Here is a 13822-nt window from a genome sequence, read left to right on the forward strand (position 1 = left end):
CGTCAATCGGTTCGCGACTTGGTTTCGGTCAGCTTTCGCCAGCGTAGCCCACGCAGCCGCGCCGCCGCCTCCCTCGCGTGCGGAATGACGGATGCCATACCGGTACCCGCAATCCAGCCGCCAGTCACCTCGAGTCCAACAGTGGATTCGACCGCGGACTGAAGTGCGGCGAGCCGTTCGCGCTGTCCGACTGCTGCGAGGGGCTGCGCATTGCGCCAGCTCACCCGCGCGAAACCGACGAGTTGGGATTCCGTGAGCGGAATGTTGGTGAGCGCCGACGCATCCGCCAGCGCGCGGGTGCGCAGCTCCGAGTCGGACAGCGTCGTGCTCTCGTTCACGCGGCCCGCGCGGCCATAGGAGAGGCGCAGCACATGCCGGCCGTCCGGCAGCCGCTCGGCGAGCCACGACCACTTGGCGGTCATGTGGGTCATCGCCTTCGCCGTGACGAACGCAGGGTCGACGCGGTCGGAGACGAGCAGGCCCGTGCCGCGCGGCGCGGCGTCGAGCGCAGGGGCGTCGAGCACGAGCGTGACGAGCTCGACGCTGGTCGCCTCCGGCCAGTCGGCGCGAGCGAGAGCGTCGAGCTCGGGCGACACGTATGCCAGCAACGGCAGCGCTTCGGCGGACGGAGCATCGACGAGCACCGCGTCGGCCTCGATCGGCGCGGGATCGCCCTCGACCTGTACGAGGTAGCGGGTGCCGCCCTCACCGAGCGAGAGGCCGGTGACGCGCGCGCCGGTGCGCACCACGGCGCCGCGGCGCGAGGCATCCGTCGCGACCGCCTCGGCGAGCCGCCACATGCCGCCGTCGAGGCCGCCGACGGCCGACCCGGCCCGCGACGGGCCGCCCGCGCGCAGCTCGGCCACGGCGCCGGACAGCGAGCCGGTGCGGGTCAGCGCCGGGTTCAGCCCGGGGGCGGCGATGGCCACGTCGAGCTGATCCGGTGCGGCGGAATAGACACCCGTCGTCACCGGCGCGACGAGGTTCTCGAGCACGGCGCGTCCCATGCGCCGGCGCACGAGGCGGCCGAGGTTGTGCTCCTGCCCGATCCGCATCGGCGGCAGGAGACGGTCGAGGTAGGCGCGCAGCGCCCCTGGCCAGCCGATCGCGCCGATCACCTCGCTCGACAGCGGCGACACCGGAATGCCGAGCATGCCGCCCTTCGGCATCGGGATCGCCTTGCCCGGCAGCTGCAGCCACGCTCCGGCGGGATTCGGCTGCACGACCTCGCCGCTCAGGTGCAGCTCCTCGAGGAACGTCGCCACGTGACCGCCGCGGGTCGCGAAGCTCTCGGCGCCGGCGTCGACGGTGAGCGCGCTGCCGTCGCTTAGCGCGAGATCGATGCGCTGCACCGACCCGCCCAGCCGATCGGATGCCTCGAGCAGCGTCACCTCGAAGCCCGGGCGCGCGAGATCGCGCGCCGCGACCAGCCCCCCGAGGCCGCCGCCGATCACCACGATGCGCGTCGGGTCGTCATTGATCAGCCCAGCGAGCGCGTCGCGTGCGTCGTGTTCGTCGGTCACTGGGTCAGTCCGTGCACGAAGTCGACGATGCGGGTGAGGACGCCTGGGTCGGTCTCGGGCGGCACGCCGTGGCCGAGGTTGAGCACGTGCGCCGGTGCGGCCGCGGCGCGCGCGAGCACGTCGCGAAGGTGCGCCTCGAGCACGGGCCACGGTGCCGCGAGCAGTGCGGGGTCGATGTTGCCCTGTACGGGCACGGCGCCTCCGAGGCGGCGGACGGCCTCATCGAGGGGAATCCGCCAGTCGACGCCGACCACGTCGGCGCCCACGTCGCGCATGGCGGGCAGCAGTTCGCCGGTGCCGACGCCGAAGTGCACCTTCGGCACCGGAATGCTGACCTTCTGGTCCCCGGCCTGGTCCCCGGCCTGGTCGCCGCGCGCCGCCGGCTCGCCGGGAACCTCGACATGGAGATCGGCGACGTGGCCGAGCGCCCGCGCAGACGCCGGCGCGACGCGGGTCACGTAGTCCGCCAGCGAGACCGAGCCGGCCCACGAGTCGAACAGCTGCACGGCCGAGGCTCCGGCGAGCACCTGGGCGCGCAGGAACAGCCCCGAAGCATCCGCCGCCCATGCCATCAGCGCCGCCCACGCGTCGGGGTCGGCGTGCATGAGCGTGCGAGCCGCGAGGTGCTCCTTCGACGGGCCGCCCTCGACGAGGTACGCCGCCAGCGTGAACGGCGCTCCGGCGAAGCCGATCAGCGGGGTCGTGCCGTCGCCGATCGCCCTCAGCCCCTCGACCGTGCGGGCGACGCCGGCCGCCACGGGCGCGAGATCGTCGACGGTGAGGGTCGGCAGCGCCGCGACATCCGCCGCCGTTCGCACTGGCTTCTCGAAAACGGGACCGCGCCCGGCGACGATCTCGACACCGACGCCCGCGAGCTTGAGCGGGATCACGATGTCGCTGAAGAAGATGGCCGCGTCGACGCCGTGCCGACGGACCGGCTGCAGGGTGATCTCGGCCGCGAGCTCGGGCTCGAGGCACGCGTCGAGCATCGAGTGGCCGATGCGCAGCTCGCGGTACTCGGGCAGCGACCGGCCCGCCTGCCGCATGAACCACACTGGAGTGGTCGCAGGGCGCACCCCTCGATATGCGGAGATAAGAGGAGCGACGGGCGCAGCGGAGGTCACGAGCCGATTCTTCCAGAGGCACGTCCCAGCGCATGCTGGGAGCGGGCGCACGGCCCGCGCGCGGGGACGGGCCGCGGCCGTTTCATAGGCAAGCAACGTAGAATCCACGTTCGTGCTGTTCTGCTTCACTTCGAGTCACCGCACCGCGGGATTCGACCTGCTCGACCGCCTTGAGCGCGGTGCGCAGGCCGTCACCGAGGCGATCCGCACCAAGCCCGCTGTCAAGGGCTCGGTCGTTCTCGCGACCTGCAACCGGTTCGAGGCCTATCTCGACGTCGATCTCGACGCCCTCGAACTGCGCGAGCAGGCCGCTGCCGGCCTCATCGAGCTGGTCAGCGATGCCGCCGGCGTCGCCTCGGCCGAGCTCACCACGAGCAGCGAACTGATCGCGGGCGACGCTGTCGCCGGCCACCTCTTCTCCGTGTCCAGCGGCCTCGAGTCCGTCGTCGTCGGCGAGGGCGAGATCGCGGGCCAGGTACGCCGCGCTTACACGAGCGCCCGGCACGCGGGTGCCGTCACCCACGACCTCGAGCGCCTGTTCCAGGTCGCGAGCCGTACGAGCCGCGGCGTCAAGAACTCCACCGGGCTGATGACCCAGGGCCGGTCGATGGTGCGTCTCGCGCTCGACCTCGCCGAGAGCCGCTTCGCGGACTGGTCGCAGGTGCGCGTCGTGCTCGTCGGCACCGGCCGCTACGCGCGGGCTTCGCTCGCCGCACTGCGCGACCGCGGAGTGTCCGACGTCTCCGTGTGGAGCCGCACCGGGCGCGCCGAAGTGTTCGCGCTCAAGCACGCGATCGAGCCCGTGCCGGTAGAGGGTCTTGCCGAGGCCATCGCCGACGCCGATCTCGTCATCACCTGCACCGTCTCACCCGAGGTCGTCGTGACGCGCGCGATCGTCGACGAGGCGGTCGGGGGCGATGGCGCGGATTCCTCGTCCGAGGCGCCATTGCTCATCGTCGACCTCGGCTTGCCGCGCAACGTCGAGCCGGCCGTCGCCGAGGTCCAGCGGGTCGAGCTGCTCGACCTCGAGACCATCTCGCTGCACGCCCCGCTCGAAGAGCTCAACGCCACTGACGACGCGCGCAACATCGTCGGCGCGGCCGCCGCCGAGTTCGCCGCGAAGTCCGCCGAGCGTGAGGTCGAGCCCGCCCTGGTCGCGCTCCGCAAGCACGTCTTCGGCCAGCTCGAGGCGGAGATCGCGCGCAACTCGAAGCGCGACGCATCCGGTGACATCGAGCGCGCCCTGCGCCACCTCGTGGGCGTCATGCTGCACACCCCCAGCGTCAAGGCCCGAGAGCTGGCGCGCGACGGTGATGCGCAGGCGTTCGTCGAGGGTGTCGAGGCCGTCTTCGGTGTCGACGCTGCGACCCCAGCGCGGCCGGCCGCGGAGCCGTTCGTTGCGGAAGGCAACGTGGCGGAGCACGGTCGCGAAACCGCCTAGGCTGAGTCGTGGGTAGGGTGTAGGGCCCGGCCCATCGGGGAGGGGACCACAGCCATGACCGACATCGTCGACCAGCCTTCGCCGGCGACCGTTCCGTTCGACGCCTGCATCGTCACCACCGACCGTCTCGTCCTGCGGCCCCTCACGATCGACGAGGCCACCGCGGCGCACAGCGACTTCGCGCTCGCGAAGAAGGTCGTCAAGTACCTCCGCTGGGAGGTGCGCGACCACGACGACGAGCAGAGCGAGGGCCGGGTCTCCAAGCGCCTGGTCACCACCTCGCGCATCACCGCCAAGGGCGACGGTCTCGCCTGGGCGGTCGAGTTCAAGAAGGCCGATGGCTCGCAGGGCGGCGAGATCGGCGACGTGGCGCTCTTCGCCAAGAGCATTCGCAATGCACAGTTCGAGATCGGCTGGGTCTTCCACCCCGCGATCCACGGGCGCGGCCTCGCCACTGAGGCCACCAAGGCCGTGTTCGACCTCGCCTTCGGGCAGCTCGGCGCGCACCGTGTCTATGCCGAACTCGACGCGCGGAACGAGGCATCCGCTCGCCTGTGCGGTATTCACGGCATGCGGCAGGAGGCGCTGCTGAAAGAGCGCGAGATCGTCGACGGCGAATGGCACGACGTCGCCATCTACGCCATCACCGCGGCGGAGTGGGCCGCTCGCGCCTGACCTCGCGTGACCTCACGTGACCTCGCGTGTCCGTTGCGCTACAGCTACGGCACCGCGCGCCTCGCGTACCTGGCGCGCCATGCTGTACCTGTAGCGCGAGTCCGGTCTGACGGCCACGGGTCCGCGCGGCTCAGGTCTGCGCGGCCAGGGGCTAAGCGGCGCGGCGCGTGGCGACCGAGCGCTCGGCGCGATGCTTCCACGAGACGATCAGCGCCTCCAGCTGGGCATTGCTGAACGAGCTGGGGTGGTGCGCGAGCGCTTCCGCGAACTCTTCCCGCTCCGGCGGCGTCAGATTCCTGCTCCACGGGAAGGTGAGCAGCATCTGCTCCTGGCCGCTCAGATGCTCGACGAATTCGATGTTCTTGCGCCGACGGCTCCGACGGGCCGTCGGACGAGGGGTACGTTCCGAGGTCATAACACTTTCACTAACGCGCAGATACGTGCATTTATTCGATGAATGCCCCGACGGAGCCGAACGCACACACAGAGTTACCTGAATGTGACGCCCCTAAACGCTTCCCGATTTTTGCGCAAGGCCCTCTGCGGGTGAGACTGGAGGCCATGACGAACTCGGCAGCACCGGGGGCGGCATCCGCTCCTTCCGTCGCCGACGCATCAGACCCGAACGCGCAGCCCGATGGCTACACACTCTGGGTCGTGCTGCGTCGTGATCCGCGGCACCCTTCCGCAGCATCTGCCGCCGATGCCGCCGAACTCGACGACGCCGTCGCCCGGGCCGCAGATCGCGGCGTGACCGTGCGCGGCTTCTATGACGTGTCGGGTCTCAAGGCCGACGCCGATCTGATGTTCTGGATCTGGGGGCCTGCCCCCGAAGAGCTGCAGGCCGTTGCGCGCGAACTGCGTCGCACCGCTCTGCTCAAGGACCTGCTCCCGACGTGGAACGCCATGGGCGTCCACCGCGCCGCCGAGTTCAACAAGGCCCACATTCCGGGATTCCTCCGCGGCAAGGACGCCAAGCAGTGGATCACGGTCTACCCCTTCAACCGCAGCTACGACTGGTACCTGCTTCCCGATGACGACCGGCGCCGCATGCTCGCCGATCACGGTCGCAAGGGTGCGGCCTTCACCGGGGTGCTGGCCAACACGGTCGCCGCGTTCGCGCTCGGCGACTACGAGTGGCTGCTGCCGATGGAGGCCGACGAGCTGTCGGACCTCGTCGACATGATGCGTGAGCTGCGCTATACAGAGGCGCGCCTGCACGTACGCGAAGAGGTACCGTTCTTCACCGGCCGGCGCATCGCCACGGCGGACATTCCGGAGGTTGTGATTTGACGCATTTCAACGCCATTCTGCTGTCGAGTTTCGGTGGCCCTGAGGGGCAGGACGACGTCATTCCGTTCCTGCGCAATGTGACCGCCGGCCGCGGTGTGCCAGACGACCGCCTCGAAGAGGTGGCCCATCACTATCGTCACTTCGGCGGCGTCAGCCCGATCAACGCGCAGAACCGCGCGTTGAAGAGTGCTCTCGAGGCCGAGCTCGCCAAGCGGGGCATCGAGCTGCCGGTGTACTGGGGCAACCGCAACTGGGCGCCGTACTTCGCCGACACCGTGGCCGAGGCCGCGGCGAACGGCCACACCAGGCTCCTCGCCCTCGTGACGAGCGCGTACACGAGCTACTCGGGTGTCGGCCAGTACCGCGAGGACTTCGAGAAGGCCCTCGCTGCGAACGACCTCAGCGACCGCGCGTCGATCGATCGGGTGCGCGAGTACTTCGACCACCCCGGGTTCGTGACGCCGCTGATCGACGGCACGCGGGCGGCGGTGCAGCGGCTGACGGATGCCGGGCACGAGGCATCCGCTATTCGCATCCTCTTCTCCACCCACTCGATTCCGACCGCGGCCGCCAAGGCATCGGGCCCCGAGTTCGGCGATGGCGGCGCCTACGAGGCGCAGCACCGCGCCGTCGCCGAGGTCATCTCGCGCGACGCGGCGCCGGGCATCCCGTGGCAGCTCGTTTACCAGTCCCGGTCGGGTGACCCGCGCGTGCCGTGGCTCGAGCCCGACATCAACGACGTGATCGCCGACCTGCACGACGAGGGCGGCACGACCGCCGTCGTGGTCGTGCCCTTCGGCTTCGTGAGCGACCACATGGAGGTCCTCTGGGACCTCGACAACGAGGCGAAGGCGAGCGCCGAGGAGGCCGGGTTCGGCTTCGAGCGCGTTCCCACCTCGGGTGTTCACCCGGCGTTCGTCGCCGGCCTCGTCGACCTGATCGAAGAGCGCCTCAACGACGTGCCGATCGAGCAGCGGCCGCACCTCACCCCGCTCGGCCCGTGGCCCGACCACGAGACCGTCGGCTCTTATCTCGAGGTTGAAGCAGCTGCGCGATGAGTAGTGGCCGTACGTTCACTGAGGCCGCCGGCGGCGTGTGCCGGGCGATAGCCCGATGAGTGCTGTGATCCGCGTCGGAACGCGGGGGAGTGCGCTCGCGCTCGCGCAGTGCGAACAGGCCGCGCGCGAGCTCGGCCGTGCTGCCGGTCTCGAGTACGAGCTCGTGACCGTGACGACGCAGGGCGACACGTCGAAGGCGAACCTCGCGAGCCTCGGCGGCACAGGCGTCTTCGCGACGGCGCTGCGCGAGGCCCTGATCGCAGGCGACATCGATGTGGTCGTGCACTCCTTGAAAGACCTGCCGACCGCGGCGTACCCCGGGCTGGTCATTGCGGCGACGCCGAAGCGGGCGGATGCTCGTGATGTGCTCGTTGCCCGCGACGGCCTCACGCTCGAGGCGCTCCCCGCAGGCAGCCGCATCGGCACGGGATCGCCGCGCCGCATCGCCGAGCTGAAAGCCGTGCGCCCCGACCTCGAGGTCGTCGCCGACTTCCGCGGCAACATCGACACGCGCATCGGGCGCGTCGCCTCCGGTGACGTCGACGCGGTCATCCTCGCCGCTGCGGGCGTCGACAGGCTCGATCGGGCGGAGGCCGTCACTGAGCGCTTCGCTCTCTCCGACTGGCCCACCGCGCCGGGCCAGGGGGCGCTCGCCATCGAGGTGCGCGAGGGCGAGGCATCCGATCTCGCACGATCAGCCGAGTTCGCTCGTGCGCTCGCCAAGGGCCTCGACAAGGTGAACCATTCGACCACGCGCGCGACGGTCACCGCCGAGCGCGCGGTTCTGGCCGGGCTCGAGGCCGGGTGCGCCGCGCCCGTCGCGACGAGCGCGATCGTCGACGACGGCATGCTGTTCCTCACCGCATCCGTCTATGCGACCGACGGCTCGACGAAGCTCACGGCGAACCACGCCGCGGTGCTCGATTCCCAGTCCGCCGCCGATCTGCTCGCCGCCGCAGCCGAGGTCTCGCAGCGTGCGGTCGATGAGCTGCTGTCGCTCGGCGCCAAGGAGCTCGCATGACCGAAGCCCGTATTGCCGAGAAACCGCTCGCCGGGTGGCGGGTGCTCGTGCCGCGCGGCGGCCCGTGGGGCGACACCGTCGCGGCCGACCTGCGCGCCCAGGGCGCCCAGCCGGTGATCGCGCCGATGATCAACTTCGCGCCCGCTGCCGACGCGGGCACCGTGACGCGTGCGCTCGAGCGACTGGCCGCCGGCGAATACGACTGGGTGACCGCGACGAGCGCTACCACCGTCGATGTCCTGCAGAGCTACCGGGCCGTGATCCCCGCGACGACGCGCGTGGCCGCCGTCGGCGAGACGACCGCGGCGGCGCTCGCGGCGGTCGGGTACCGCGTCGACTTCGTGCCCGCCGAAGAGAACTCGGCCAAGGGACTGCTCGCCGAGTGGCGCGAGGCGACCGGCGGGGCAGAGGGCCTGCGCGTGCTGACCCTGCGCTCCGAGATCGCGAAGCCGACCCTCACCAACGGCCTGACCGACATGGGGCACATCGTCGACGCCGTCGTCGCGTACCGCACGGTCGGCGTGCCCGTCGATGAGAAGATCGTGGCCGACGTGCGCTCGGGCAGCGTGAACGCGATCCTCGTGACCTCGGGCTCGGTCGCCGAGCAGGTCGCGGCGCAGCTCGGCCCGATCCCCGAGGGAACACTGATCGCCGCGATCGGCCCGCAGACCGCGAGCGACGCGCGCAGCTACGGTCTCGACGTGAATCTCATCGCGGCCGAGCGCTCGGCCGACTCGCTCATCGACGCGGTCGTGCACGCGGCGCGCTTCGACGCCTGACCCCGTCGGCGCGTCTCCGCTGTGCCAGATGCGCCGGATGGACCCAGGTGCGCGTTCCGGCCGTGCGTCCGGCGCACCCGAGTCCACCCGGCGCACCTGGCCGCCCCGCGGCTCACAGACACTCCGGCATAGGCTGGAACGGTGAGTGACGTGCTGCATCCCCGTGTTCGTCCGCGCCGTCTGCGCGCAACCCCGGCCATGCGGCGGCTCGTCGCCGAGACCCGGTTGCACCCGGCCGAGCTGATCCTGCCGATGTTCATCCGCGAAGGGGCGGCCGAGGCGCAGCCGATCGCAAGCATGCCCGGCGTCGTGCAGCACTCGCTCGATTCGTTCAAGGCGGCGCTCGGTGAGGCCGCCGAGGCCGGCATCGGCGGCGTGAACCTGTTCGGCGTGCCCGAGCACCACGATGCAGTGGGGTCGGGCGCGACCGATCCCGAAGGAATCCTCAACGTCGCGGCCGAGATCGCGAGGCACGAGGTCGGCGACGCGCTCGTCATTCAGACCGACCTGTGCCTCGACGAGTTCACCGACCACGGGCACTGCGGCGTGCTCGACGAGGCCGGCCGCGTCGACAATGACAGGACGCTGGTGCGCTACGCCGAGATGGCAGTGGCGCAGGCCTCCGCCGGTGCCCATCTCGTCGCACCGAGCGGCATGATGGACGGCCAGGTCGCCGTGATCCGCGAGGCTCTCGATGAGCACGGATTTCAGGACGTCGGCATCCTCGCCTACTCGGCCAAGTACGCGAGTTCCTTCTACGGTCCCTTCCGCGAGGCGGTCGACAGCCAGCTGCAGGGCGACCGGCGCACCTACCAGCAGGACCCGGCGAACCGCCGCGAGGGCCTGCGCGAGGCGACGCTCGACCTTGCCGAGGGTGCCGACATCGTCATGGTGAAGCCGGCGATGGCGTACCTCGATGTGCTTGCCGAGGTGGCCGCCGTGTCCGACGTCCCGGTCTGGGCCTACCAGGTCTCCGGTGAGTACGCGATGGTCGAGGCGGCGGCCGCGAACGGCTGGATCGACCGCGACCGCGCCATTCTCGAGACCCTGACCGGCATCCGCCGCGCCGGCGCGGACGCCGTGCTGACGTACTGGGCGGTCGAGGTGGCCACCCGACTGCTCGACCGGTAGCACCAGCCCGGCAAGCCCTCCAGCTCCGATCGACGATTGAGGCATCCGTGACGAACCCGACTCCAGTGACCACGACCGCGCTGACCACGACCGCGCCGACCACGACCGGCACCAACGAGACCCAGTTCGACCGCGCGCGCCGCGTCATTCCGGGCGGCGTCAACTCGCCGGTGCGCGCGTACCGCTCGGTCGGCGGTGCGCCTCGCTTCCTCACCTCGGCGCGTGGCGCGTACGTGACGGACGTCGAGGGCCGCGAGTACGTCGACCTCGTCGCGTCGTGGGGTCCGGCGATCCTCGGCCACGCGCACCCCGAGGTGGTTCGAGCGGTGACGGATGCCGCGGCCCGCGGCCTCTCGTTCGGCGCCACGACCCCCGCCGAGACCGAGCTCGCAGAGACGGTCGTCGAACGGCTGTCGGTCGCGATCCCGCGCGGCGACGTGCGCGATGACCCACGAGGTGATGCGCTCGGCAGCGGCGTTCCGCAGCGGCTCGGGCTCGTCGACGAGCTGCGCCTCGTGTCGACGGGCACGGAGGCGACCATGACGGCGATCCGGCTCGCACGCGGATTCACGGGGCGCCCGCTGCTGATCAAGTTCGCCGGCCACTACCACGGTCACTCCGATGGGCTGCTCGCCGAGGCGGGCTCGGGCGTCGCGACGCTCGCGCTGCCCGCGTCAGCCGGTGTTCCCGAGCCGATCGCCGCCCAGACCCTCGTGCTGCCCTACAACGATCTGGATGCGGTGCGCACCGCGTTCGAGGCGCACTCCGGCGAGATCGCCGCCGTCATCGTCGAGGCGGCGGCCGCGAACATGGGCGTCGTCGCGCCACTGCCCGGGTTCAACCGCGGGCTCACCGAGCTCGCGCACGAGCATGGCGCGCTGCTGATCCTCGACGAGGTCCTGACCGGCTTCCGCGTTTCGGCCAGAGGGTTCTGGGGCCTCGACGCGCTGCAGACGCCGGGGGGCGCGGTGGACTATCTGCCCGACCTCACCGCCTTCGGCAAGGTCATCGGCGGCGGCATGCCGCTCGCGGCCATCGGCGGCCGCCGCGAGGTGATGGAGTACCTCGCACCGGTCGGGCCCGTCTATCAGGCGGGCACCTTGTCGGGGAATCCGCTCTCCGTCGCGGCGGGCCTCGCGACGCTGCGCCTCGCCGACGCCACTGTTTACGACCGCCTCGACCAGGCCAGCGAGACCTTGCAGCGCGAGGTCTCGGCGGCGCTCACCCGCGAGGGTGTGGCACACAGCATCCAGCGCGCGGGCAACCTGTTTTCGGTGCTGTTCGCAGAGCGGCCGGCGGTCGACTATGCGGACGTGCAGGCACAGGATTCCTTCCGCTTCGGCCCCTTCTTCCACGCCATGCTCGATGCGGGCGTGGCGCTCCCGCCGAGCGTGTTCGAGGCCTGGTTCGTGACGGCGGCCCACGACGACGAGGCGCTCGGTCGCATCATCGAGGCGCTTCCGGCCGCGGCGCGGGCGGCCGGGGCCGCCCGCCCCTCCGCCTAGCTGCCGCACGGAGGCCCGCTGCGCTACAGTTCCGGGATCGCGCGCCTCTCGTACCAGGCGCGCGATCCCGGAACTGTAGCGCGCAGCCGGCCCAGCCGGCCCCGAGGCGGGCGGCCGCGGCCGGGAATTCTCCTGGCTAGGCCTGGCCGTGGCTCGCGCGGCTGCGGCGCGACAGCGAGTCGACGATCACCGCGAGGAGCAGGACGGCTCCCGTGATGACGTAGCGCTGCGGCGCGCCGAGGTTCATCAGTGTGAGGCCGCTCGAGATCGACGCGATCACGACGGTGCCGAGCAGGGCCGACCATGCGGAGCCGCGGCCGCCGAAGAGGCTCGTGCCGCCGATGACCGCGGCGGCGATCGCGTCGAGGTTGACGTCGCCGGTGCCGGCGCTCTGGCTCGCCGCGCTTAGGCGAGCGGCCGCGAGAATGCCGCCGACGATCGCGAACAGCGAGGTCAGCATGAACACCGACATGTAGATGAAGGTCGTGTTGATACCGCTGCGCCGTGCGGCCTCGACGTTACCGCCGACGGCGAAGATGGAGCGGCCCCAGCGCGTGCGCTTCAGCAGGAACTGCATCAGCACGACGATCAGGACGAAGAACACGAACATCACGCCCGTGCCGCGGTCCGTCGAGAGGTACCAGGCGACGCCCCCGAGCACGACGGCGAGCACGATCACCTTGGCGAGCGTGACCGAGAGGGACTGCACCGACAGGCCGGCCTCGCGGCGTCGGCGCGCCCGCGAGAGGTCGCTGAACAGCATCGCGAGCGCGGCGATCAGGACGATCGCGTACACGACCCACGGGGGCAGGAACCAGGTGTTCGCGAACTGCACGATCCAGCTCGAGAAGCTCAGGTTGATCGAGCCGAGCGGGCCGAGGATCCAGAGCTGAAGGCCGAGGAATCCGAGCAGGCCGGCCAGGGTGATCACGAAGCTCGGCACGCCGAATCGCGTGAACAGGATTCCGTACAGCGCACCGACCGCGGCGCCGACGACCAGTGCGACGATGATGGCGACGATGATCGGCCAGTGCAGCGACGTCATGCCGACACCGAGGATCGCGGCGGCGACACCGCTGACCGATCCGACCGACAGGTCGATCTCGCCCAGCAGCAGCACCAGCACGATGCCGACCGCGATGATGCCCTCCGACGCCGACTGCATCGCCAGGTTCACGAGGTTGTCGGCGGAGAGGAACTTGGGGCTGAGGATCTCGAAGATCGCCCAGATGACGACGAGGCCGATGATGACGGGCAGCGAGCCCAGGTCACCGGTGCGCACCCGGCGTCCGAAGCCGGCGATCGCGCCGCCGAGGCCCTCCGCGTGAATGAGGCGCTCGTCCTGCAGGTCAGCCGCCGCGAGCGACATGGTCGAGGTGCGGTCCTGCGGTTCGGTCTTGGTCATGCCTGGGTCTCCGTGTCTTGCGTGGCAGCGGGCGCCGCTGCAGCTGCCGTGGTCGATGCCCGACGGGCCACGACGTTGTCGGTCGCGCCCGTGATGGCGGCGATGATCTCCTCGTAGCTGACGTCGCGAACGTTGAAGACGCCGTTGTTGCGGCCGAGGCGCAGAACGGCGACCCGGTCGGCGACGGCTTGCACGTCTGCCATGTTGTGGCTGATCAGAATGACGCCGAGGCCGCGCTCGCGCAGACGCTCGATGAGGTTGAGCACCTCAGCGGTCTGGGCGACGCCGAGCGCCGCGGTCGGCTCGTCGAGGATGACCACCTGGGGCTCGCCGATGAGCGAGCGGGCGATGGCGACGGTCTGCCGCTGCCCGCCCGAGAGCGACGCGATGGCGATGCGAACGGATGGGATGCGCGCCGAGAGCTGGCGAAGCAGCTCCCAGGAGCGCTTCTCCATCTCCTCCTCGTTGAGCACGACGCCGCCGACGACCTCGCGGCCGAGGAACAGGTTCGACACCACGTCGAGGTTGTCGCACAGCGCGAGGTCCTGGAACACCGTGGCGATGCCGAGCTGCTGCGACGCGGTCGGGGACTCGATGCGCACGTCGCGGCCCTCGAAGGTGATGGTGCCGGAGTCGTGCGAGTGCACCCCGGCAAGCACTTTGACGAGGGTGGACTTGCCCGCGCCGTTGTCGCCGACGAGGGCGACCACCTCGCCCGGATAGACGTCGAGGTCGACATCGGTGAGTGCCTGGACCGCTCCGAAGCCTTTCGAGATGCCCTTGAGGGACAGGACGGGCTGGCGGTCGAGTACCGGGGTTGCCGACTCGGCGGCTTCCATGGTCACGGATTCTCCTTCAGATCTGAAC

13 protein-coding genes are annotated in these 13822 nt (G+C 70.7%); 8 read left to right on the top strand and 5 right to left on the bottom strand.

All coding sequences use genetic code 11. The features are described 5' to 3' along the window. Nucleotides 1-2 precede the first annotated feature (2 nt). On the bottom strand, nt 3-1523 hold the full coding sequence (gene hemG, locus ACFOYW_RS12025) for a protoporphyrinogen oxidase (RefSeq protein ID WP_390229166.1): 1521 nt from the start codon (nt 1521-1523) through the stop codon (nt 3-5). After that, nucleotides 1520-2647: a uroporphyrinogen decarboxylase gene (gene hemE / locus ACFOYW_RS12030; RefSeq protein WP_390229167.1), complete on the bottom strand. Its 1128-nt coding sequence runs from the start codon at nt 2645-2647 to the stop codon at nt 1520-1522. The genes hemG and hemE overlap by 4 nt, the downstream gene beginning before the upstream one ends. Nucleotides 2648-2759: 112 nt before the next feature. Between hemE and ACFOYW_RS12035 the strand changes: the two genes are divergently transcribed. Both ACFOYW_RS12035 and ACFOYW_RS12040 read left to right on the top strand, forming a co-directional pair. Continuing rightward, nucleotides 2760-4088, top strand: a complete 1329-nt coding sequence (locus ACFOYW_RS12035; RefSeq protein ID WP_390229168.1) for a glutamyl-tRNA reductase — start codon at nt 2760-2762, stop codon at nt 4086-4088. Between the two features lie 54 nt (nt 4089-4142). Further along, nucleotides 4143-4763, top strand: a complete 621-nt coding sequence (locus tag ACFOYW_RS12040) for a GNAT family N-acetyltransferase (protein WP_390229169.1) — start codon at nt 4143-4145, stop codon at nt 4761-4763. 151 nt (nt 4764-4914) lie between these two features. Here the strand turns inward: ACFOYW_RS12040 and ACFOYW_RS12045 are convergent, their stop codons facing one another. After that, on the bottom strand, nt 4915-5178 hold the full coding sequence (locus tag ACFOYW_RS12045; protein ID WP_390229170.1) for a hypothetical protein: 264 nt from the start codon (nt 5176-5178) through the stop codon (nt 4915-4917). Between the two features lie 146 nt (nt 5179-5324). Here ACFOYW_RS12045 and hemQ point away from each other — a divergent pair, with 146 nt between their 5' ends. The 6 genes from hemQ (at nt 5325) to hemL (ending at nt 11550) form a co-directional block, all read left to right on the top strand. Continuing rightward, nucleotides 5325-6056: a hydrogen peroxide-dependent heme synthase gene (gene hemQ, locus ACFOYW_RS12050; protein ID WP_390229171.1), complete on the top strand. Its 732-nt coding sequence runs from the start codon at nt 5325-5327 to the stop codon at nt 6054-6056. After that, the gene (locus ACFOYW_RS12055; protein ID WP_390229172.1) at nt 6053-7114 is read left to right on the top strand and encodes a ferrochelatase; all 1062 of its coding nucleotides are present in this window, start codon (nt 6053-6055) and stop codon (nt 7112-7114) included. Before hemQ ends, ACFOYW_RS12055 begins: the two co-directional genes overlap by 4 nt. A gap of 55 nt (nt 7115-7169) precedes the next feature. Next, nucleotides 7170-8135, top strand: a complete 966-nt coding sequence (gene hemC / locus ACFOYW_RS12060; RefSeq protein WP_390229173.1) for a hydroxymethylbilane synthase — start codon at nt 7170-7172, stop codon at nt 8133-8135. Further along, on the top strand, nt 8132-8914 hold the full coding sequence (locus ACFOYW_RS12065) for a uroporphyrinogen-III synthase (protein WP_390229174.1): 783 nt from the start codon (nt 8132-8134) through the stop codon (nt 8912-8914). Before hemC ends, ACFOYW_RS12065 begins: the two co-directional genes overlap by 4 nt. 150 nt (nt 8915-9064) lie before the next feature. After that, nucleotides 9065-10045, top strand: coding sequence for a porphobilinogen synthase (gene hemB, locus ACFOYW_RS12070; protein ID WP_390229640.1), 981 nt, complete (start codon nt 9065-9067; stop codon nt 10043-10045). An 80-nt stretch (nt 10046-10125) separates the two neighbouring features. Continuing rightward, complete coding sequence (gene hemL / locus ACFOYW_RS12075; RefSeq protein ID WP_390229643.1) at nt 10126-11550, top strand: glutamate-1-semialdehyde 2,1-aminomutase; 1425 nt, start codon at nt 10126-10128, stop codon at nt 11548-11550. A gap of 136 nt (nt 11551-11686) precedes the next feature. On the opposite strand, the gene ACFOYW_RS12080 is transcribed toward hemL, so the two are convergent. Together ACFOYW_RS12080 and ACFOYW_RS12085 are read right to left on the bottom strand one after the other, a co-directional pair. Further along, on the bottom strand, nt 11687-12955 hold the full coding sequence (locus tag ACFOYW_RS12080; protein WP_390229175.1) for a sugar ABC transporter permease: 1269 nt from the start codon (nt 12953-12955) through the stop codon (nt 11687-11689). Beyond that, nucleotides 12952-13794 carry an ATP-binding cassette domain-containing protein gene (locus ACFOYW_RS12085; RefSeq protein WP_390229645.1) on the bottom strand — a complete coding sequence of 281 codons (843 nt, stop codon included), beginning with the start codon at nt 13792-13794 and terminating at the stop codon, nt 12952-12954. The genes ACFOYW_RS12080 and ACFOYW_RS12085 overlap by 4 nt, the downstream gene beginning before the upstream one ends. Nucleotides 13795-13822: the final 28 nt, after the last annotated feature.

The organism is Gryllotalpicola reticulitermitis (genome assembly GCF_042651345.1).
GTDB classification, from domain to species: domain Bacteria; phylum Actinomycetota; class Actinomycetes; order Actinomycetales; family Microbacteriaceae; genus Gryllotalpicola; species Gryllotalpicola reticulitermitis.

Excerpts from the sequence above, each read along its gene's own strand:
- ACFOYW_RS12040 (WP_390229169.1), top strand. The coding sequence starts at position 4,143 with ATGACCGACATCGTCGACCAGCCTTCGCCGGCGACCGTTCCGTTCGAC.
- ACFOYW_RS12045 (WP_390229170.1), bottom strand. The coding sequence starts at position 5,178 with ATGACCTCGGAACGTACCCCTCGTCCGACGGCCCGTCGGAGCCGTCGG.
- hemQ (WP_390229171.1), top strand. The coding sequence starts at position 5,325 with ATGACGAACTCGGCAGCACCGGGGGCGGCATCCGCTCCTTCCGTCGCC.
- hemC (WP_390229173.1), top strand. The coding sequence starts at position 7,170 with ATGAGTGCTGTGATCCGCGTCGGAACGCGGGGGAGTGCGCTCGCGCTC.
- ACFOYW_RS12065 (WP_390229174.1), top strand. The coding sequence starts at position 8,132 with ATGACCGAAGCCCGTATTGCCGAGAAACCGCTCGCCGGGTGGCGGGTG.
- ACFOYW_RS12080 (WP_390229175.1), bottom strand. The coding sequence starts at position 12,955 with ATGACCAAGACCGAACCGCAGGACCGCACCTCGACCATGTCGCTCGCG.
- ACFOYW_RS12085 (WP_390229645.1), bottom strand. The coding sequence starts at position 13,794 with ATGGAAGCCGCCGAGTCGGCAACCCCGGTACTCGACCGCCAGCCCGTC.